General features: G+C 62.1%; 22 protein-coding genes and 1 pseudogene. 11 read left to right on the plus strand and 12 right to left on the minus strand.

Annotated features, from left to right (window positions below):
- Positions 1-249: pseudogene (locus tag V473_RS22405) on the plus strand (ExeA family protein); the annotation flags it as partial.
- A 100-nt stretch (positions 250-349) separates the two neighbouring features.
- Complete coding sequence (locus V473_RS23875; protein WP_062121710.1) at positions 350-919, plus strand: hypothetical protein; 570 nt, start codon at positions 350-352, stop codon at positions 917-919.
- A gap of 648 nt (positions 920-1,567) precedes the next feature.
- On the opposite strand, the gene V473_RS23330 is transcribed toward V473_RS23875, so the two are convergent.
- Positions 1,568-2,212: a helix-turn-helix domain-containing protein gene (locus V473_RS23330; RefSeq protein ID WP_062793240.1), complete on the minus strand. Its 645-nt coding sequence runs from the start codon at positions 2,210-2,212 to the stop codon at positions 1,568-1,570.
- A gap of 602 nt (positions 2,213-2,814) precedes the next feature.
- On the opposite strand from V473_RS23330, the gene V473_RS22410 reads away from it, so the two are divergent.
- Positions 2,815-3,117, plus strand: a complete 303-nt coding sequence (locus V473_RS22410; protein ID WP_021226795.1) for a type II toxin-antitoxin system HigB family toxin — start codon at positions 2,815-2,817, stop codon at positions 3,115-3,117.
- Positions 3,118-3,128: 11 nt separating this feature from the next.
- Positions 3,129-3,494, plus strand: coding sequence for a helix-turn-helix domain-containing protein (locus tag V473_RS22415; RefSeq protein ID WP_037467945.1), 366 nt, complete (start codon positions 3,129-3,131; stop codon positions 3,492-3,494).
- Between the two features lies 1 nt (position 3,495).
- Here V473_RS22415 and V473_RS22420 read toward each other — a convergent pair whose 3' ends face one another.
- Positions 3,496-3,939 (minus strand): hypothetical protein, encoded by a 444-nt coding sequence (locus V473_RS22420; RefSeq protein ID WP_037467948.1) that lies wholly within the window; start codon positions 3,937-3,939, stop codon positions 3,496-3,498.
- The gene (locus tag V473_RS22425) at positions 3,932-4,207 is read right to left on the minus strand and encodes a hypothetical protein (protein ID WP_037467949.1); all 276 of its coding nucleotides are present in this window, start codon (positions 4,205-4,207) and stop codon (positions 3,932-3,934) included. The genes V473_RS22420 and V473_RS22425 overlap by 8 nt, the downstream gene beginning before the upstream one ends.
- 146 nt (positions 4,208-4,353) lie before the next feature.
- Here V473_RS22425 and mobQ point away from each other — a divergent pair, with 146 nt between their 5' ends.
- Together mobQ and V473_RS23880 are read left to right on the plus strand one after the other, a co-directional pair.
- Complete coding sequence (mobQ, locus tag V473_RS22430) at positions 4,354-5,586, plus strand: MobQ family relaxase (RefSeq protein WP_231568057.1); 1,233 nt, start codon at positions 4,354-4,356, stop codon at positions 5,584-5,586.
- A 2-nt stretch (positions 5,587-5,588) separates the two neighbouring features.
- Positions 5,589-5,900 carry a hypothetical protein gene (locus V473_RS23880; protein WP_148648509.1) on the plus strand — a complete coding sequence of 104 codons (312 nt, stop codon included), beginning with the start codon at positions 5,589-5,591 and terminating at the stop codon, positions 5,898-5,900.
- Between the two features lie 174 nt (positions 5,901-6,074).
- Here V473_RS23880 and V473_RS22435 read toward each other — a convergent pair whose 3' ends face one another.
- On the minus strand, positions 6,075-9,032 hold the full coding sequence (locus tag V473_RS22435) for a Tn3 family transposase (RefSeq protein WP_066609367.1): 2,958 nt from the start codon (positions 9,030-9,032) through the stop codon (positions 6,075-6,077).
- 139 nt (positions 9,033-9,171) lie between these two features.
- Here V473_RS22435 and V473_RS22440 point away from each other — a divergent pair, with 139 nt between their 5' ends.
- Complete coding sequence (locus V473_RS22440; protein ID WP_013039114.1) at positions 9,172-9,765, plus strand: recombinase family protein; 594 nt, start codon at positions 9,172-9,174, stop codon at positions 9,763-9,765.
- A 394-nt stretch (positions 9,766-10,159) separates the two neighbouring features.
- Here the strand turns inward: V473_RS22440 and V473_RS23335 are convergent, their stop codons facing one another.
- From V473_RS23335 to V473_RS22465, 6 genes are all read right to left on the minus strand, one after another.
- Positions 10,160-10,426, minus strand: coding sequence for a hypothetical protein (locus V473_RS23335; RefSeq protein ID WP_148648510.1), 267 nt, complete (start codon positions 10,424-10,426; stop codon positions 10,160-10,162).
- Complete coding sequence (locus tag V473_RS23340) at positions 10,423-10,686, minus strand: nitroreductase family protein (RefSeq protein ID WP_081570369.1); 264 nt, start codon at positions 10,684-10,686, stop codon at positions 10,423-10,425. The genes V473_RS23335 and V473_RS23340 overlap by 4 nt, the downstream gene beginning before the upstream one ends.
- Before the next feature lie 36 nt (positions 10,687-10,722).
- Positions 10,723-11,346, minus strand: coding sequence for a glutathione S-transferase family protein (locus tag V473_RS22450; protein WP_037467955.1), 624 nt, complete (start codon positions 11,344-11,346; stop codon positions 10,723-10,725).
- 7 nt (positions 11,347-11,353) lie between these two features.
- Complete coding sequence (locus V473_RS22455; RefSeq protein WP_037467957.1) at positions 11,354-11,983, minus strand: glutathione S-transferase family protein; 630 nt, start codon at positions 11,981-11,983, stop codon at positions 11,354-11,356.
- 1 nt (position 11,984) lies between these two features.
- The gene (locus V473_RS22460) at positions 11,985-12,287 is read right to left on the minus strand and encodes a YciI family protein (RefSeq protein ID WP_037467959.1); all 303 of its coding nucleotides are present in this window, start codon (positions 12,285-12,287) and stop codon (positions 11,985-11,987) included.
- A 269-nt stretch (positions 12,288-12,556) separates the two neighbouring features.
- Positions 12,557-13,912, minus strand: a complete 1,356-nt coding sequence (locus tag V473_RS22465; RefSeq protein WP_006473457.1) for an IS1380-like element IS1247 family transposase — start codon at positions 13,910-13,912, stop codon at positions 12,557-12,559.
- Between the two features lie 87 nt (positions 13,913-13,999).
- On the opposite strand from V473_RS22465, the gene V473_RS22470 reads away from it, so the two are divergent.
- The gene (locus V473_RS22470) at positions 14,000-14,497 is read left to right on the plus strand and encodes a hypothetical protein (RefSeq protein ID WP_037467940.1); all 498 of its coding nucleotides are present in this window, start codon (positions 14,000-14,002) and stop codon (positions 14,495-14,497) included.
- A 108-nt stretch (positions 14,498-14,605) separates the two neighbouring features.
- On the opposite strand, the gene V473_RS22475 is transcribed toward V473_RS22470, so the two are convergent.
- Together V473_RS22475 and V473_RS22485 are read right to left on the minus strand one after the other, a co-directional pair.
- Positions 14,606-14,884 (minus strand): hypothetical protein, encoded by a 279-nt coding sequence (locus tag V473_RS22475; protein WP_037467942.1) that lies wholly within the window; start codon positions 14,882-14,884, stop codon positions 14,606-14,608.
- 681 nt (positions 14,885-15,565) lie between these two features.
- Entirely contained in the window at positions 15,566-16,258 is a 693-nt protein-coding gene (locus V473_RS22485) for a hypothetical protein (protein ID WP_007685994.1), read from the minus strand.
- Between the two features lie 165 nt (positions 16,259-16,423).
- On the opposite strand from V473_RS22485, the gene V473_RS22490 reads away from it, so the two are divergent.
- From V473_RS22490 to V473_RS22500, 3 genes are all read left to right on the plus strand, one after another.
- Positions 16,424-17,020: a recombinase family protein gene (locus V473_RS22490; RefSeq protein WP_007685993.1), complete on the plus strand. Its 597-nt coding sequence runs from the start codon at positions 16,424-16,426 to the stop codon at positions 17,018-17,020.
- Positions 17,013-18,665, plus strand: a complete 1,653-nt coding sequence (locus V473_RS22495; RefSeq protein ID WP_007685992.1) for an IS481 family transposase — start codon at positions 17,013-17,015, stop codon at positions 18,663-18,665. The genes V473_RS22490 and V473_RS22495 overlap by 8 nt, the downstream gene beginning before the upstream one ends.
- Positions 18,665-19,363, plus strand: a 699-nt coding sequence (locus tag V473_RS22500; protein ID WP_066609361.1) for an ExeA family protein, incomplete at its 3' end; no start/stop codon positions are given. The genes V473_RS22495 and V473_RS22500, both read left to right, overlap by 1 nt.

Raw genomic sequence — 19,363 nt, forward strand, 5'->3', positions numbered from 1 at the left:
CTCGCCTTCGAGCAGGGCTTCCGCTTCGCTGCCAAGCCCGTCACGGCCGAGATCGTCGAGCAGGTGCTGTCGCGGGCGATTGACGACCTCGAACCCACGCTGACGCGCAACGGTTACGATGCGGGCGCGCTCGCCAGCCAGCTCAACACCCGGCCGTCCGACATACGCGCGTTCCTCGCCGGAACGCTGGACGCCGAACACACCCGCGACCTGACCGAGCGGCTCCGCGAAGCCGGTGTGCCGATATGATACTGGCTGTCCTCGCCTTGGTATCTCCCGCACGCGGACGCAACGCATGTCGTCTGTGCCACCGATTGTGGACGTTGCGCTTCTCTCATAGCCTGCCGGCATGAACAGGCATCTTACCGCAGCTTCTTTATCGATCGTCAGCTTGCTCAGCGCGTGCTCGGCCTCGGCCGAGAGGAGGTTGGAGGGACGAGTCTTCGACATCCCGAGAGCCAACGACATATCCGACAATGATAAGCCGTTCTTTCTACCAGCGCTCGATCCCAGCGACGGGTTCTCGTTCTACCTAAATCCGAGCGCAAGCTTGCCGGAGCGAAACTTGGTGGGCGTGGCAAGCAAGAAGCGGATGTGTGCCCGCGCAGCGGGAACAGAGGCGCTTGTCAACTCGACTGTCTGCGCAAGTCGCCCGCTTTCATGGCGCGGCCGAACACTGCGCAAGGTAAGTGATGGTGTTTTCTGGACATACCAGTTGCCAGCCGAAGCAGGTCAGAAGCGTCCTCCATCGCTGGCGAGTTGCTCCGCCATGGGCGGAGGCTCGCGGCCGGGGCTCTGCACGGCCAATCTGCCGTATGACAATCTCGTGCTGACGATTCACTTCCGAGACAATCAGGTCGGCTCGCTCCAGGCATTATACGATCAATCCGTTGCTAGCCTGAGGAAGTGGGAGCGCTGATGCTTACGGCAAACCCGGCGGGAACGATCGCTGCCAGACCGCTCACCGGCACTCCTCGCTATTGGCAGAAAGCGAGAACAGGCCTTCTCCGTTTGCGAGCAGGCGCGGATGATGGCGAGCACATTGTCGCATAGCGTGAGCAGCATGGCCCACCTGCTGTCAGCAAATCTGAGCAGAAATCCGCGCTGTTTGCGAGCAGAGGCCAGTATCTTTGCAATCGCCTACAGCTAGGGCTGTCGCCCTGGCGGCTGAACAGGCGCGACCAGAAACCGCGCTGTGGAGTAGGTTGAGGGGCAGCGCGCTGATCGGTCAGGGCAAGCCGTTGCGCCTGTTCTCGCCAAGCGTTCCGTTCTTCACGCAGTTCCGCAACCTGCTCACGCAACAGCCTGTTTTCAGCCTGTAAACCGGGGGTGTCACTACCTGTTATATCGGGCTGTAAAGGTTGCTGCACCTCATTTACAGGGGGCCATACGCGGAACAGTTCGACAGGCTCAATCCGCCACTCGCCATTATCTGATTTTTGTCCAGAAACACGGCCTGTCTTGATTGCTTTCATGAGCGTTTGGCGGGTGACACCGACCTTTTCCGACGCTTCTCTTAGGGTGATACTCATAGTGTCACTCGCTGTTAAGTTGTCCTGTATAGTATCTATATACCGGTTGCATCATCATCGGGCGATGTATCGGATGCACGGAGTTTGTTACCTAGGCCCGTGACTAGCTGGGAGAGTTCCTCCTGCATCGCTGGGTCAGGTTCCGGCTGTTGGGTGGCAGGCAAGTCTGGTTCCATACCGTCAAGGAATGGCTGCGCTGGCGGGGGAGTGCCGGGGCCGCTTGGTAATTGGCGCTCATCTCGGAATAATGATGGCAAACGGCGGAGCGGCGCCTGTTGGCCCAGTTCCTCAAAGTCAGGTTGTTCCGCTTCCGATATGATGACCGCAGCACTGAACAGCGAGTAGCGCAGGCCGTCACGCTTACCCGACCATGCTACCCGATCATTGATGATGTGGGCATTTACGGTGCCATTTTCCCCAATCTGACGTATCTCTATCCAACGATCCTCGGCTAAAACATCCACGGCGCGTTGAACTGTGCGACGGCTGCATTTCATCAATGCTGCCAAGGTCTTTTGACTTACGACAACAGCATTATGCTCACCAACTCGTGCGGTTAGGATGTGCATTAGCTGGGCAGCTTTAGGGGCTTTCTCGATCAGACTAGCCCATGCTTCATGGGCTGCCCGCTCTGTTTGAACCCAGTGGCCTGGTGGTTGTCGCTTCACCAACTCGGACATTTTCAAAACCCTCCGCAGATGGCGCAGGGGTGCGCCATCCTTGTCCAATAATTTGACACGGATGGCGGTTTATTCGACCCATTTCAAGTCAATAAATTGGACATAGAGTGTAAATAGATTGCCAAGGATGGCGCAGGGGTGCGTCATAGCTGGTGACGCAGGGGTGCGTCATAGCTGGTGACGCACCCCCCCCTGCTAACTCGTTGATTTTGTTATGTGTTTTTTCCGCCCCTTCTATGTAATCTAAAGGGGGTGCAAGCGCGGACTTAAGCGCTGGCGAAGCAACCCCTTTAGAGCAGAACAAAAAGTGAACAATGAGTACCGCTAGTCGCGGCACGCGTTGGGTGTACTCGGATAGGAATCCTACTCCTTCCACGTTGTGCAAGGCTGCAAGGCCCCAATTGGCTATCAGAGGGTGTAGAAGGCGATTTCCGGCTCGTAGAGCGCAGGGGAGCGGTTGGGGGCAGTCTTGTGCGATCCAAGGGCTTGGCGTGCCCTGACGGGCACCAGAAGGGAAACCGGACTGATGCCAGTTTCTACAGCTTCCCCAATATGGGAATTAAGGGGTTGTTTCCCATAATGGGAAATGACATAGCCTGCTCATGAGGATCATCGCCCGCAAAAACATCGTAGCCTATTTCGCGACGCATCCCCTGACCCGTGCGTCATTGACACATTGGCTAGAGGTTGCAGAAAATGCGGACTGGTCTTCGACAATCGAAGTCATGGCCGATTTTTCAAAAGCAAAAACGGTGACGGCGGAACGGGTTAGATTTGAAGTGGCGGGCGGCGATCATAGAATGATCGTTGCGTTCCATTTCCGGCGAGGGATCGCTTTCATAAAGTTTATTGGGACACATGCTGAATATGACCGCATCGACGCCGCGACCGTCGATCAGTTTTGAAGGACAGGCAAATGGATATCAGACCTATCAGGAATGATGACGACCATCGGGCGGCGGTCGATGGAATCCGCGCTCTCTGGAGCGCGGAAGCGGGCAGCGCGGACGAGGATCGTCTCGATGTGCTGGCAACCCTGGTCGATGAATATGAGCGGAAGCGGTGGCCGGTCGACAAGCTGGACCCGGTGGAAGCGATTGAAGCGGCCATGGAGGCGGAAGGGCGCACCCGCGCCGATCTGGCGTCCCTGATCGGGCAATCGCGCGCGACCGAGGTTCTGGCCCGCAAGCGGGGGCTGACCCTCCACATGATCCGCAAAATCGAACGGGCATGGCATGTCCCTGCATCGATCCTTGTCCGCGAATATCAATTATCGCGCTAAATCAGGGCTGCTGCTCGTAGAGGGGCACCCACTTTCCTTTGCACGTCTGGGCTTTGGCGTCCCATTTGGCGGTGCATCCGTATAGCTGGCGCTCGATCTTGGGTTCCTGCGCCCAGCGATAGGCGAGGGCCGCGGCGAAGATCAGTCCCAGCCCGATGAGGGCGGCGGTGATCCATTCCTTCAGGCGATCCCACCAGACCCCTGCGCTGACCCGCTGAAGTTCCCCAGCGGCCCGGTGGAGGGCATTGACCCCCACGCCTGCCTGTGCGGTCCATTCGGCGCGCTGGTGGGCGTCCTGCTCGATCTTCTGGGCCAGTGCGGCGACCTGCTGGGCGACCCCTTCGGCCCCGGCCTTGCGCATGGCGTCGAGCAGGGTGCGATAGTCTGCGCCGGGATCGGAGGGAGGGGGAGCATCAAACTCGGCAGGGTCGAAGGGATCAGGCATCGGCGGGGCCACCCTTGAAGGTCCAGCCCTCGAACGTCTTCCGGTCCTGATCGCGGCTGATCCGGCTCATCAGGTCATTGAGGTGGGATTCCCATGCGGGGTCTTTCATGGCGGCATCGAGGAGCAAACCGCCAAGGATGATCTTGCGGCGGGCATCGGCCTTGCGGTTCAGGGTAGCGGCGCGGGCTTCCAATGCCTGCAACCGGGCCTTGGCCTGCTGGACCTTGCGACGGGCGGTTTCGATAGCCTCTGGCGTTGGAGCAGCCATGGTCAATCCTTTCGCTGTGCGATACTGATAGCACCGGACCCGACCGAGCGAAAGAGAGGAAGGGCGCACTTATGCAAACTTGCGTTTGCGTGCGTCAGGGGATACCCCTGAACCCCAGCGGGCTGTCGCCCGCGCCATGCTCCCGCATGGCTAGCAAGGGCGCGGCGATGGCGAGTTTCCATCTTGCGGTGAAGACGATAGGCCGTTCCGCCGGTCGCAGCGCGACGGCAGCGGCAGCCTATCGTGCGGGTGTAGAAATCACGGACGAGCGCACCGGCCTCGTCCACGATTACACCCGCAAGCAGGGCGTCGAACATAACGCCCTTGTCGTGCCCGCCGACGCCCCGGCGTGGGCCAGTGACCGGGCCGTGCTCTGGAACGCCGCCGAGCAGGCAGAGACGCGCAAGAACTCGACCGTCGCCCGCGAATATGAAATCGCACTGCCCGCCGAGTTGTCGGCCGAGGCGCGGCGCGAGCTTGCGCTGGGCCTCGCACGGGAGATCAGCGAGCGGCATGGGGTGGCGGTGGACGTGGCGATCCACGCACCAGGTCGCGAGGGCGACCATCGCAACCACCACGCCCATCTGCTGACGACGACGCGGCGGATCGGCCCGGAAGGGCTGGGCGCGAAGACCCGCGAACTGGACCAGAAGACGAGCGGGGAGATCGAGCGCTGGCGTGGCCGGTGGGCCGAGATGCAGAATGCGGCGCTGGAACGGGCGAACGTCCCGGAGCGGGTGGACCATCGCAGCCACCAGCGGCGCGGAATCGAGCAGGAGGCGACCGTGCATATGGGGCCGAGCGCGACGGCGATGGAACGCCGTGCCGAGCATCAGGCCATGCGGGAGGGGCGGGCCTATGAGCCGGTAACGATGGTGGGCCAGCACAACGCCGGCGTCATCGAGCAGCGGGGCCTGCGCCAGTATATCGAGCGGGGGACCGAGTGGCTGCGCGATGCAGGGCTGCGGATATCGGGCAGGCTGCATGCGTTCGCCGCCACCTTGAGCGGCGCGGTCGATCGCGATCGGCGCGATGCAGCCGAGGCGCAGCGTCAGGAGCGGCTTGTCGCCGAGCGCACCCGTGAGCAGGCACAGGAACGCCAGCAGGCGCAGGACCGTGAGAAGGTGGCGGAGAAGTTCAGGACCATTGCCGGGAAGCGCGAGGCGGGCGGCCATGGCTATGGCGACCATAATAGCGACTGGAAGGCGACCCCGGAGGCACTCCGCAAGGCGGTGGATGCCTATAACGGAGCGAACCAGCACACGAAGGATCTCTACATCGAGCGGATCCAGCGCGAACCCCAGATGGCGCGCGCGGTGGGCCAGTTGCTCCATGAGCGCGAGCTGGTCCTGCAACGTGATCGTGGCATGAGCCGATGAGGATGACGGAAAACCCTGAAATCGGGGTTTTCGTGCATATTCCCAATCCGGCAGGGTTTTTCGTGCAGCCAGATCGCGGCGGCGGCGCGGTCGTGAGTGTGCCGGTCAGCCATGCGCGGATTCATGTGTTTTTCGCCGCTCCAAACTTTCCCATTTCTCCATGTCCGCTGAAGCATTTTGGGAATCAGCAATCGGGAACAGATTTTGGGAAAGTGAAGCCCAGGTGCGGCCGTCAGCGCGATCGGCGTGGCCGGATTCCCATTACAGGTTCGTTTACGGGAACGCATAGGCAAGGTAAAACGATTGGCGCATGAGCGCGTCGCGACATTTTGTGGTGGAGGCTGTCTTGAAGCGTCTGGCCGTTTATTCCGCAGCTACAATCGCCGGCCTGATTACGGCCGCAGGGATGGCAGCTCCAACAGCGCCTTCCGGGGGTGACTACACGAAAGTGACGCATCCGCACGCTAAGCGCGAACGTATGGTGAACGTTACGCGGCGAGCAACGAACTGATGGCGCGCAGTGGCCGCAGGACATCCGGATCGGGCCGATCTTCAACATTCCAGCTATAGTCGCCGGTGAGCGAGATATGTTCCCAGCCCAATGGCGCGACGTGACGTGCGATTTCGTCGGGCGTGCCGATATCAGCCAGCGCCACTTCGAGATAGCGGGTGTTCCACAGGATGATGGCGGCGACGAGCAGGTTGAGGCCGGAGGCGCGATAGGTCTGGTTCTCGAACCGCCGATCACGCAATTCGCCGAGCTGGTTGAAGAAGAGCGCGCGTGCGAGCGCGTTGCGGGCCTCGCCCTTGTTGAGGCCCGCCTGGGTACGCCGGCGCAGATCAATGTCGCGCAGCCAGTCGAGCATGAAGATCGAGCGTTCGAGGCGGCCCAGCTCGCGCATCGCGAGGGCCAGTCCGTTCTGTCGCGGATAGGCGGACAGGCGGCGAAGCATCGCCGAAGCGGTGGCGGTGCCGGTGCGTATCGATGTGGCGAACCGCAGCAGTTCATCCCAATGCGCCGCGACATGACCCAATGCGATCGGTTCGGCCGTCATGCCGGCAAGCAAGGGGCCGGCTTCCTGGCCGGGAAGGAGGTGCAAACGACGCTGCTTGATGTCGCGCAGGCGCGGCGCGAAGCGGTAGCCGAAGAAGGGCATAAGGCCGAACACATGGTCCGATGCACCGCCTGTATCGGTGTAGTGCTCCTCGATTGTCAGGCCGGTCTGCTGATACAGCAAGCCATCCAGCACATAGGGAGCTTCGCCGGCGGTCGCCGCGATTACCCGGGTCGCGAAGGGGTCATATCGATCCGAGACATGGGTGTAGAAGGCAACGCCCGGTTCGTTGCCGCTGCGCGCGTTGATGTCGCCGATTGCGGCGCCACGGCCCCCGGCATGGAATTGCTGTCCGTCGCTCGACGAGGTGGTGCCGTCTCCCCACAGCGCGGCGAGCGGCATGGCGCGATGGGCGTCGATCAGCCTTCCCAGCGCTTCACCATAGGCGGCCTCGCTGATGTGCCAGTCGTGGAGATGGGCGAGCTGGCGCAGGCTTGCGCCTCGGCAGGTTTCCGCCATGCGTGTGAGGCCGAGATTGATGCCATCGGCAAGGATGACGGTGAGCAGCGCATTGCGGTCGTCGGCCTCCCGGCCCGAACGCCGATGGATGAAGCATTCGCTGAACCCGGTCCAGGCATCGACCTCAAGCAGGAGATCGGTGATCTTCACGCGCGGCAGTCGGTCATAGGCAGCGCGACGGGCAATCTCGGTGGCGGGTGGCGTTGCCGCTTTCAGCGGCGAGATGATAAGGCCGCTTTCGTCAAGCCTGACCTGGGGCAGCTCGCCCTGTCGGGCGAGGACCGTCACCTGTTCGATCGCCGTGTCGAGCCTGGCGCGCCTTTCCTCGATATGACGATCGAAGTCCGTTTCGATGGCGAGCGGCAACGGCCCCTTCTCGCGAAGCGCGTCGAAGGTGGCCGGCGGGATGAGGTAGCTATCGAAATCGCGGAACTGGCGGCTTCCCGAGACCCATATGTCTCCCGCTCGCAACCGCTCCCGTAGCTGGGACAAGGCGCATAGTTCATAGGCGGCGCGATCGACGATGCCGTCCCGCAGGACGAACGGCCGCCATGCGGAGGGCACAAAGCGCAGCGGCACGCGATCAGGCAAGCGCCGTTTGCCGGTCCGGTATAGCTCCGCGATGATGGTAAGCGCCGACAGGAGTCCCTGCACCGCACCGGCGCCGCGAAATTCGAAGGTGTTGAGAAAGGCACCGGCAAAGAGCTTCACCGTGCGATGCCGCTCGATCAATTCAGCGGTGCGATCGACGGTTTCCNGTCGCCCGAGTACTTCGGCCCGCGCGACCGCCACGGCGAAGCGCTGCCAATCCAGCGCCTCGATCTGCGCCAGAGAGTCCACACCGTTGGTGCGCGCTTCGATGAGAATGCGGCAAGACCCTGTGAGCGTCCGGAGATGGCCTTGCAACTCGCGCACCGTCTTGAGGGCTTTGTCACGGGTCCGGTTCTCGGCGCGACGCGACATGCTGCCCAACAGCTTGTCGAACATCGTCAGGGTGGCATCGGTCAGGCTTTCCTCAAGACGGATGCCCTGCGCCGCCAGCGTCGCATGGCGGCGCAGGGCATTGAGTTCGCCAAGGTGCTGGGGTGTGATCCGGCTGCCTTCGTCCGCCAGCCTGTCAAAAGTCAAAGCCGGGATCATGTCGGCACGGGCGCGATCGAGATCCAGCGCGCGGATATGAGTGAGCCGTTCGATCAGGCGTAGGATGTTGCGCGCTGCCGGCGACTGTGGTGCATTGCGCAGCCAGGATAGCCATGTCGCGGCTTGCCCTGTTCGTCGGGCCAGCAGATCGTCCAGCCCCTGCAGCGTATCGGGCCGCAGGCCGTTCGTGAGCACTTCATAGGTAAGCTGTTCGGCCTGCTGGCGAGCACGCCGGAGTACCGCTTCGAGAACCGATGAAGAAGGCAGGAGGATCTGCCGGCGCCGAAGTTCGTCAACGATGACCCCCGCCATCTGGCCGGGGTGGACGATGGTCTGTGCGATCGGGATCGAGAATGCGACAACTTCGTGGAAAGCCTTGCGGTCGAAAATCCTGAACCCGTGCGATCGTCGGATTTCAACGAGATGTTCGCGACGGGTCTGGTCCCGATGGGCATAGTCCGCGAAGGCTTCGGGCGCGACGCCGAGTTGCTGCGCCACATAGGCGAGCACAGGAGCGGGCGGGACTTCACCCGCTTCCAGCGCACGGCCAGGCCATCTCATATAGAGTAGGAGCATCGCGTAGCCGAGCCGGGTGGCATCGCCGCGACGGCGGCCGACAATTTCCAGGTCGTCACCGGTCAGCGTATAGTGCCGCGCAATCTCGCGCTCATCGAGCGGCGCGCCATAATGCCCTGCCCAGATTTCCGCGCTCACCAGTCGCCGTCTCGCCAAGCACTATCTCCTTCCGCGTCCTTGTCCGTCAGACGGTCCTCTGGCGGCCAGCAGGAATATGTCCGTTAACTCTGGACCTATAACGGCGATTCGGACAAGATCAGATAATGATGGGAAAACGGACAGGATTGGGCTGCATGTGGCGTTGATCGGCTATGCGCGCGTCTCGACGGCAGACCAGAAGCTCTCACTCCAGCTCGACGCGCTGAACGCGGCCGGGTGCGACCGGATATTCGACGATCACGCATCTGGTGCAAAAGCCGATCGGCCCGGCCTGGCCGAGGCGCTCGCCTATCTGCGCAGCGGCGACACGCTGGTGGTTTGGAAACTCGACCGTCTTGGGCGCTCGATGAGCCATCTGATTGAGAAGGTCGGCGAGCTAGCGACGCGAGGTATCGGGTTCCGCTCGCTCACCGAGAACATCGACACCACCACTTCGGGCGGGATGCTGGTGTTCAACATCTTCGGCTCGCTTGCCCAGTTTGAGCGCGATCTGATCCGGGAGCGCACCCATGCAGGCCTCAAGGCCGCTCGCGAGCGAGGTCGCCCCGGTGGGCGGCGGCCAGTGGTCACACCTGACAAGCTCCGCAAGGCGCGCGAACATATCGCTTCCGGCCTCACAGTTCGCGAGGCCGCCGCGCGCCTCAAGATCGGCAAAACCGCCCTCTACAAAGCCCTCGAAGCCACGGAGAAGAACACAAAGTCCCAGCGTTCCCGGTCCGTTCGCTCTTAGCGTGCAGATAAGTCACTTTCGTGCAGTCACCCCTTCCGGGGTCGCGGCCTTCATCCGGGATCACAAGCTGACGCGCTACACCGTCGCGTTGGCGGACCTGGACGGGGACAAGAAGCCGGAGGCGCTGATCTACGCAATGGCCACGTCTGAAGGCGGCGGCAAAGCCGACCTTTGCGGCAGCGGGGGATGCGACCTTTACGTCCTGGCCATGACGCCGACCGGCTACCGGGAAATCACCGATATCTCCGTCGCCCGCCCCCCCGTTCGCGTTCTGGCGACAACTACGCATGGGTGGCGTGATCTGGGAGTGATGGTCGCTGGTGGAGGCATCGTTCGCGGATATGAGGCGCGCTTGCGCTATGACGGGCATAGCTACCCGGATAATCCGACTGTTTCACCGGCTGTGAGGCTGCAAGCTATCGCCGGGAAACAGATCATAGGGCAGGATGCCGGTCAGATGACCGACACTTCCAGCACGGCAATCGAGCATGGCGCTGCGGTCCCCGGTGTCGACGAGGAGGGCCTGGACGGGTCCATTGGCCCGTATGGCGTCGGCGCACACATGACGGTGAGGAACCACACCGAGTTCGTCGCCGGCCACTACTTCTACGCACGGAACCCCATCGACATAGGACTCACCGGCGGGATGGATGGGGATCATCTTGTCCTGCATGGTGATGACGGGTCAACGCTTAATTCGACATTGCCCGGCTTCAGCGCGGGTTTGAGCCGCTCCTTTGCCTCAAGAGAGCGCAGGAATACCACCCGAAATGGCTGGATATTCATCGAGGTCGGTCCCCATTTGGCGATATCATATGCCTCCTGAAGTTCCGCATCCGTTACCACCTGGTCGGTCCAGCCATTCTGAGAACGTGCCTCTGTGAAGAGGATTTCCAGGGTTTTCTCGTCAGCAACCGTCATTGGCAGCCCTTCCGTTTGTTTGATTTCTGATTCCGGTCAGCCAAGGCCGACCATGACGTTCTTGCGATAGGCGTGCCGTTCCGCGAGACGGTCGGCCCACCTACGAAGATTGGGCTGCTCCGAATCCCTGGCGAACCCGAGAGCTATCCAGCGATAGACCATGATTCCGCAGGGAATATCGGCGAGCGAAAATGCATCGCCAGCAAGGTAGGAATTTTGTGCAAGGGCATCGTCTAGTAGCGCAAAGCAGCGCTGCGACTCCATGCGCGCCCGGTCTAAAGCCTGCAGGTCTCTCTCGGCTTCCGGAGTTTTGACGATGCCGATATAAAGCTGTGACATGAACTTGTTCAAGGCGGCAAGATGCCAGTCCATCCAGCGCTCGACCATTGCCCGGTCGATCGGGTCCTGGGGATAAAGCGAGGTGGGTCCGCGCGAATTGCACAAATAGCGGAGAATGGTGTTGGATTCCCAGATCGCGTTGCCTTCGTCTATCAACGTCGGCACGACGCCATTGGGATTCACGGCAAGATATTCCGGGTCGCGGTTCCCGCCAAATTCGCCGCCGAAATTTTCCTGGCTGAACGGTATATCCAACTCGTCCAGGAGCCAGAGGACCTTCTGGACATTGGAGGAGCTGCGCCTTCCTAAAACTCGAAGCATGACTCTCTCAACCTGCTTCCGGTATGTTCATTCCGCGTTGCACGGCGGGGCGTGCACCAACGTGATCGTACCAGCGCTTGAGATTTGGTACCTTTTCAAGATCGATGTTGTGAAGCGGGTTGCGCGCGAGCCAGGGATAGGTGGCGATATCGGCGATAGTATACCCGTCCCCCGCGATATAAGCTGAATCTTGCAGCCGCTTGTTAAGCACGCCGTAGATTCGCTCCACCTCTTTCTGGTAGCGCCCGAGCGAATATTCCTGGTCTTGAGCATATCTGCGAAAGTGATGGAGTTGCCCAAGCATCGGGCCCACGCCGCCCATCTGGAACATCAGCCATTGCAAGGTTATTGCCTGCGCGCGTGGATCGGACGGCAGTAGCTCGCTTCGGTATTTCTGTGCCAGATAAACCAGAATGGCGCCGGACTCAAAGAGCACCAGTTCCTCACCTCCGGGGCCATCGGGATCGACGATCACAGGGATCTTGTTGTTGGGGTTCTTCGCTAGAAAGTCCGGCGAGAATTGCTCATCCTTTAGGATGTTGATCGGCCGCAGTTCATAACCCAGCCCCAGCTCTTCGAGCATGATGGAAATCTTGCGCCCGTTCGGCGTCTGCCAGGTAAAAAGCTGCAAGGTCATATCAGTTCCTCCGGTCGGGGTTGCCGCGGGTCCAGCGCCACGGCAAGATCAAGATCGCACCGACAAGCCCGGCCTTTCGGTAGGGATCATTTCGGGAGAATTCCTCGACATCGTGCCGATTCGTAGCTTCAACCACGATGAGCGAGCCGACCTCCTTCTCCTCCGCCTCGTCCATCAATGGCCCGGAAAGGATGACCCGAACCGGAAGTTCGCCGCCCGACATATAAGCCACGTGGCGCTCGCGCGTTTGCGCGCGAATATCACCCGCGTCCGGGCGGTCCATCGCCTGAAGAACGAAGTACATGTGTCAAGCCACCGGGTGCAGGTTAAACCGATAGTCGAGCGTGTAGAACCTGCATTCCCCAAGTGGCGTGTCGTTTGAGGTGAAGATCGCCTGTATCCGAGCGCTAGACAAGGATTTTCTGCCGCAAGCGGCACCTGCGGTCGCGCAGACTGCTGGATCTGGACGGATCAGACCGCGAAGCCGCTGTTTCCTTGCCCAGGGGCGGCGTTTTTCAGCGCAGCGGACAGATCTGTCCAGCCGCTTTCGTTCAGTTTGAGCGTGGATCGCGATCATGCGCATAGCGGTGGCGCTCGCAATCGGCGGATAGCGGCGAGGATGGCGCGTACCATCGTGCCGGTGACAGCGACCTCGGCCAGCTGGAAGGTGATGGTGCGGGCGTGACGGACCACACGTGCCCCGATCTTGATCAGCTTCAGTTGCAGGCTGGTCAACGACCAGTCGGCCATGGCCTCGGGCAGCTCGATGCAGCGCAAGAAGGTGGCCAGGTTGTACGCCAGGGCGTGCAGTTGCAGCCGCACCTCATTGTCGCGGAACTTCCGGCACGACAGCCGCGTCCAGCGAAAGGCGTATTTGCCCTCTTTGATGTGCTGCTCGGCGGTGCCGCGCTGGTTGTAGAACCGCACCACCCAGTCCGGCTCCATCGGCAGGTTGGTGACGATGAAGCCGACACGCGGGAACAGTTCGCCCGGATGCCATTCGATCTTGGCGATCACCCGGCGTTCCTTGTCCCAGGACGCCGCCTGATACTCGAATTCCTCGAAGAACCGCTTGACCTTGGTCAGTGACGGCCGCCCGACAGGGCGCGTTAGCCGATGCGCGATCTTGTCCTTGAGGACCGCGTTTGCGGGCAGCCGGATGGCGTAGAAGAACCGCGCTTCTTCCAATCGCTCATAGATCGCCGGGATCGCGTAGGCAGCATCGGCCCGGAAGAACCTGCCACCAAGGTCGCGCTCCGCGTAGCGCGCAATGACGGGGTCGAGAACATCACGCCAGCCATCGGCGCTGTGGACGTTGCCATGGCGCAGGGCGCAGCGTTCCAGCATCCCGAACTGGTTGAACAGAAAGTTGGGGTGATAGCAGCTACAGTCGAAATGGCCATTCCAGGCGGACCCTTCCTGGTCGCCATGGGTCGGGCTGACCGAGCTGTCCATGTCCAGAACGATGTACTTCAGCCCGTTACGGTCATGGAACCGGTCGATCCATTGCCCGTTCAGGTCGGCCAGCGCGGCACGGTTCCCGGCCAGAGCCAGCGTCTCGGTCTCGAACCGTCCCATCTGCGATGCCGAGGCCGCTTGTGCATCGACCGCTCTGCCGCCGACAACTTGGCGCATGACCGGATCGCAGGCGAGACGGTTGGCGTCGTTGACATCCTCGTATCCGGCCAGCCGCCCAAAGACTGATTGCCGGAACAGGCCGTCGAGCCGATGGACCGTGTTCTTGCCAGAGCGAGTATCGCGCAGCGCCGCTGACGCCAAATCGGACAACCCGAGCGCGTCATCAAGCTCGCGCATCACCAGAAGGCCGCCGTCGGAACTGAGCTGCGTGCCGCGAAATTCCAGCCGCACGCGAGGGTCGAAATCCACCCGATCTGCCCGTTGCAAGCCCGCACCCTCTGGGTGATCCATGAAACGCGCCCCTCGCAGCCTTCAACACCATGTTTTATATAGGAAATATAATGGTCAGGACAGCGAAATCAGCGCCTTACTTGGGAAATGTGGGTTAATCTACACTTCGAGAGCGTCAGCCCGGCATCGAAACCGCCTCTGACATTCTATAATTCGACGTCGCTTGTGGGAACATGGACAAAGGGCATAACGACGCTGCCGGTAAAGCTCGGAATCAATCTCATCGGTGGGCCGCAAGGGGCCAGCCGGTACGAGGATGTAACGAAGGAATCGGCGAACGTGTTCGAGGCAAGAGCGCGACACTTCATAGACGGCGCGCTGTCCGGCAACAAAAATGAAGCGGCATCGGCGACTTCATTTCCCTTGAACATCGGTAGCCGCCGGGGTCTAATCCGCACCAGGCAAGAGCTGTTCCGACGCTGGGATGAGATATTTACACCATGCCTCCTGTCACGTTTGAAGCTGGCCGTTCCGCATGAGATGTTCGTTCATGACGGATTGGCGATGGTGTCGAACGGAACGGTGTGGTTCGACGCGAAGGGCGCGACGAGCATCGACACGCCAAACTGCAAGCGGGTGTCATAACATCGGGAAGGTGTCAGCTTAGGCGCTTCTCGAAACACGATCGTTTTTGGGAAAGACGGCGACGCAAGGTGACGAAAATCAGGCGTTTTGCGACAGGTTCCATTAGGATCAGCGCCCTTCATCCCTTGCGCGGACGATGGCACTAAATTCTGAAATTACCTGCTGCACGTTGCCGTCATCGCACACGTTAAGCGAGTGGTGGACTGAAACGGCCTGATCGGTTCGCATTTCCAGCCAAGTAATTCGGGCTGTGTTCGGCGCGGGATGGGTCTGCTCTAGCGCGATCTGTTCACTATATCCCGCGATCACATCGTTGATGGCCTCCAGCGCGACCTCATAGGCAATGGCCTGCTTTTGGGACCATAAAGGGCCGGTTGGAGCATCCATGGTTTATTCCTCGCCGCTAGGTGTAGGCGCTTGCAACCGTAGCAGCTTCTGCTCGCAAACAGCGCCTTTTCCTGCCCAGATTACCTGACAACGAGCCGACTATGCTGCTCACGCTATCCGACAATGTGCTCGCCATCATCCGCGTCTGCTCGCAAACGGCAAAGGGCCGCTCATGGTATCTGCCAACTACAAAGTCGAGATTAGCAGTCATTTGCTGATGCGCGATGCTCACGCAGCTTTGTGGAACCCAAGATCAGAAAGTACACGATGGGGCAAACCACCATCAGCATCACTGCTGGATCGGTAGCCCATCTCGTTGGGCCATCGCTGTCCGGCTCACTTGCTACCGCGAGCATGAGCGCGATTGATCCTCGCACAGCGGCGTAGGTGGCAGGAACAAGCAGGATGTGGAGAAGCCACCCGTAGCGGAACCGCATGGCGCCAAACCAGCAGAGTACAGCTATGGCGGGTGGAGCGAGTGTGGCGGCTACGAAGCCGCAGAACCAAATGGCAAACCCTGCCGGAGTCAGCGTATCGCGATAGTAGCTGGCGATCCCATCCGGTCGCAATCCGAGAGCGACGAAAGAGCCTGCGACGACAACGGCACCCAAAGCCGTCAGTCCGACGCCACGCAATGTCCCGTGTCTCGGCATCAATCTATGCAATCCAGTAAGCCATTGATCAGGCTGCTCGCACTTTGGCTCGGAAGAAGGTCGTTTCCGACCCAATCAGATCGGGGTCGATCCCGCTCTCCTCGGCGGCCAGTTGCTGGATGATCCGCCAAATCTCGGGGGCGGTGAGGCGCGCGCCGTCGCGGGCAAGCCTGCCACGGTTCTGCTCCGTGACCAGTCGGGCGAGATCGCCGATAGTGTCGCACCTCCGAGGTAATCGCCGGCGGTCGAGGTGCCGTAACCATAGCCCCGCGTAGGCGCTCGCTCCAGCAGCGAAGATGCGAAGGGGAGGTGCCAGCGTCGTGAAGGCGAGGATCGCGACCGCGACAGCGAAGCAGAGACCACTGACAATCCCAAGCCATCCGGCTCGCGTCGCCGGCATCTTGAGGTCGGTATCGGCTTCCAGGTCGCTGAACGCTTGGCGCAGCTTCCCACCGATCAGCGGCGCCAACGGCGCATCCGGCCCGACGTGCCGGCCAAGCCCGAGCGCGCGTCGAAGCCTGTAGAACGTCATCTGCGTGGCGCATGTCGTGCCGCCCCCGCTGTAGGCTGCGACATGCGCGACGACATGGTCACGCACCTCGCCGAACGTTGTCCAAGGCAGGTTCGAGCGCAGGCGCAGATCGAAGGTGCGCTCGATTGCGAGGAAGAAGTCGGTGTCGTCGCCATCACCGACCCAGCCAACCGTATCGAGCACCTGCATGAACCCGGCTCCTCAGCGGTTCTGCAAAACGACCGTTTCTGACGAGCCGATCGCCTTGCTGGGCCGGCAACGTAAATCTGCGGGCCGCACTTTGTCAAAACTGTTCTGGAAACCCGCGTCGCAAAACGGTATGCCCCGCACGAGTTTGGAGAAGATCAGACGCTCATGCGGGTCGGCTATGCCAGGGTCAGCACCAGCGACCAGAACCCCGAGCTCCAGCTCGATGCGCTGCGGCGGGCCGGCTGCGAGCGGGTGTTCACCGAAAAGGCGTCGGGCGCGCGCGATGACCGGCCCGAACTGGCGCGCATTCTGGAAGACGTGCTGCGCGCAGGCGACACGCTGGTTGTTTGGAAGCTCGACCGCCTCGCCCGCTCGCTCAAGAAGTTGATCGCCACGGCCGAGGATCTGGAGCGCGAGAAGATCGGGCTGGTGTCGCTGACCGAGAGCATCGACACGACAACGCCGGGTGGCATGCTCACCTTTCACGTGTTCGGCGCCATCGCGCAGTTCGAGCGTGCCCTGATCCGCGAGCGAACTACCGCGGGGCTAGTGGAGGCGCGCCGGCAGGGTCGCAAGGGTGGCCGCCCATCGGCAATGCGCCCGAGCGACGTCGCCGCGGCACGGGCGATGATGAAGGAGGGCACGTTGCCGGTGCGCGACATCGCCAAGCGCATGGGCGTGTCGGTCGCGACCCTCTATCGCTATGCAGGCAAGCGCGGCAGCGGTGCATCGATCAAGGAGGCTGCAACAGCCCATGGCTGACCGGGCGAAGCGACCGCCTGGAGAGGCGCTGATCGATCTTCGCCGACGGTTGTCGCTGTTGCCCCCACGCGACCCCGGTCGCACCGAGATCATCGCCCGTGCGGCCGAGGCCTATGGCATCTCCATCTGGACCCTTTACCGGGCGTTGCGCGAGCTGAACCGCCCCAAGTCGGTGCGCCGGTCCGACCATGGTGCGACGCGGGTTGCCCCGCAGGCCGAGATGGAGCGCTACGCCGAGATCGTCGCCGCACTGAAGATCAGGACCACCAACAAGAAGGGCCGGCACGTTTCGACCGCCCGCGCCATCGAGTTCCTGGAAACCGATGGCGTCGAGACGCCGGAGGGCCTGGTCAAGGTAGCACCCGGCCTGCTGAAGCGGGCGACCATCGACCGGCTGCTCCGCTCATCAGGGCTGGACTATGCCCGCGTGACCCGCCCCCACGCAGCCGTTCGTTTTCAGGCGCGGCGATCCAACGAGCTGTGGCACTTCGACATGAGCCCGTCCGACCTCAAGCAGGTCGAGGCGCCGCTCTGGATCGAGCAGGGTCGCGGCAAACCCACGCTGATGCTGTTCTCGGCCGTCGATGACTGCTCGGGCGTGGTCTACCAGGAATATCGCAGCGTCTATGGCGAGGATGCCGAGTCCGCGCTGCGCTTTCTATTCAACGCCTTCGCCGCCAAGCCTGAGCCCGAACTGCCGTTCCAGGGCCTGCCGGTCACGATCTACATGGACAACGGCCCGGTCAGCCGGTCGCGCGTGTTCCAGTCGGTGATGGGCAGCCTCGGCGTGCGCGTCCTCACCCATCTGCCGCCGAAGGCCGACGACCGGCACACCGCGGCCCGCGCCAAGGGCAAGGTCGAGCGGCCGTTCCGCACGGTGAAGGAGGTGCACGAGACGTTGTACCACTTCCACAAACCCAAGGACGAGGCGGAAGCCAATCTGTGGATGCGGCGTGCGCTGGTCACCTACAACAACGGCGACCATCGTTCCGAGCCACACGCGCGGATCGAGCACTGGCTGCGGCACCTGCCCGGCGATGGCGTGCGGGCCATGTGTTCATGGGAGCGGTTCTGCGCCTTCGCTCGTGAGCCCGAGCGGCGCACCGTTGCGGGCGACGCGACCGTCTCGGTTGAGGGCGCTTCCTACGAGGTCGAGCCCGAGCTCGCCGGCGAGACGGTGACGCTGCTCTGGGGGCTGTTCGACCAGCAGCTCTTCGTGGAGCATGACGGCAAGCGGCATGGCCCTTACGAGCCGTCGCGCGGCGCCGTGCCGCTCTACCGCTATCGCAAGTATCAGAAGAGCCGCGCCGAGGAGCGGCTCGACAAGGTGGTCCGGCTCGCTGACCAGCTGGGGCTGCCCCGCGCGACCGTGACGGGCGGCGACCGGCCGCTGCCGTCGCTGCCGCCCTCCACCGCAGGGCTCGCGGTGCGGCAAACACCTTTTCCGGAGCCGGCGGTCGAGACGGCATACCCGACCGGGCTCGCGGCGCGCCACGCCATCGTCGACCAGCTCCGGCGACCGCTCGGCTCGCTGCCTGAGGCAGACCGCGCCTTCATCGACGCGCTGCTGGGCGAAACGCTCGACAAGACCATCATCGCTGACCGCATCCGAGAGCGGTTCCAGTCAAGACGGGGGACAAGCTGATGCTCGCCGACGTTCAATCCAGCTACGGGCTCGCCCGCCCGTTCCAAGGCGTCGGCAACTTCGAGACAGAGCATCAGCGCAACCTCGTGCGCGAGGTCTGTGCGGCCGTGCAGACCGGCAGGTTGATCGTCGTCTCCGGCCTGGTCGGATCGGGCAAGACGCACCTGCTGCGCCGCATCGAGGACGAGCTGGCCCGGGCGGGCAAGGTCGCCGTCGCCAAGTCGCTTGCGGTCGACAAGCGCCGCACCTCGTTGCCCTCGCTGATCGAGGCGCTGTTCTACGATCTCTCGCCCGGTGACCGTGCCCAGGTGAAGATTCCCAAGCAGGCCGAGCGCCGCGAGCGCGACCTGCGCGACATCATGCGCAAGGGCAAGCGCCCGGTCGTACTGGTGGTCGACGAGGCGCATGACCTGCACCACAAGACGCTGACCGGCCTCAAGCGGTTGATGGAGGTGGTGGCTGATGCCGGCGTGCTGCTGTCGGTCCTTCTGGTCGGCCATCCTCGGCTACGCAACGACCTGCGCCGCCCGCAAATGGAAGAGATCGGCTACCGCACGACCACCTTCGACTATGAGGGCATCGGCGCCGAACGCCGCGACTATGTTGCCTGGCTGCTCGGCGCCTGTGCGGCCGAGGGGGTCAAGGTTGCCGACTTGATGAACGAGGACGCGATCGACCTCATCGCCGAGCGCCTGCGC

It is taken from the genome of Sphingobium cupriresistens LL01, assembly GCF_001046645.1.
Classification (GTDB): Bacteria; Pseudomonadota; Alphaproteobacteria; order Sphingomonadales; family Sphingomonadaceae; genus Sphingobium; species Sphingobium cupriresistens.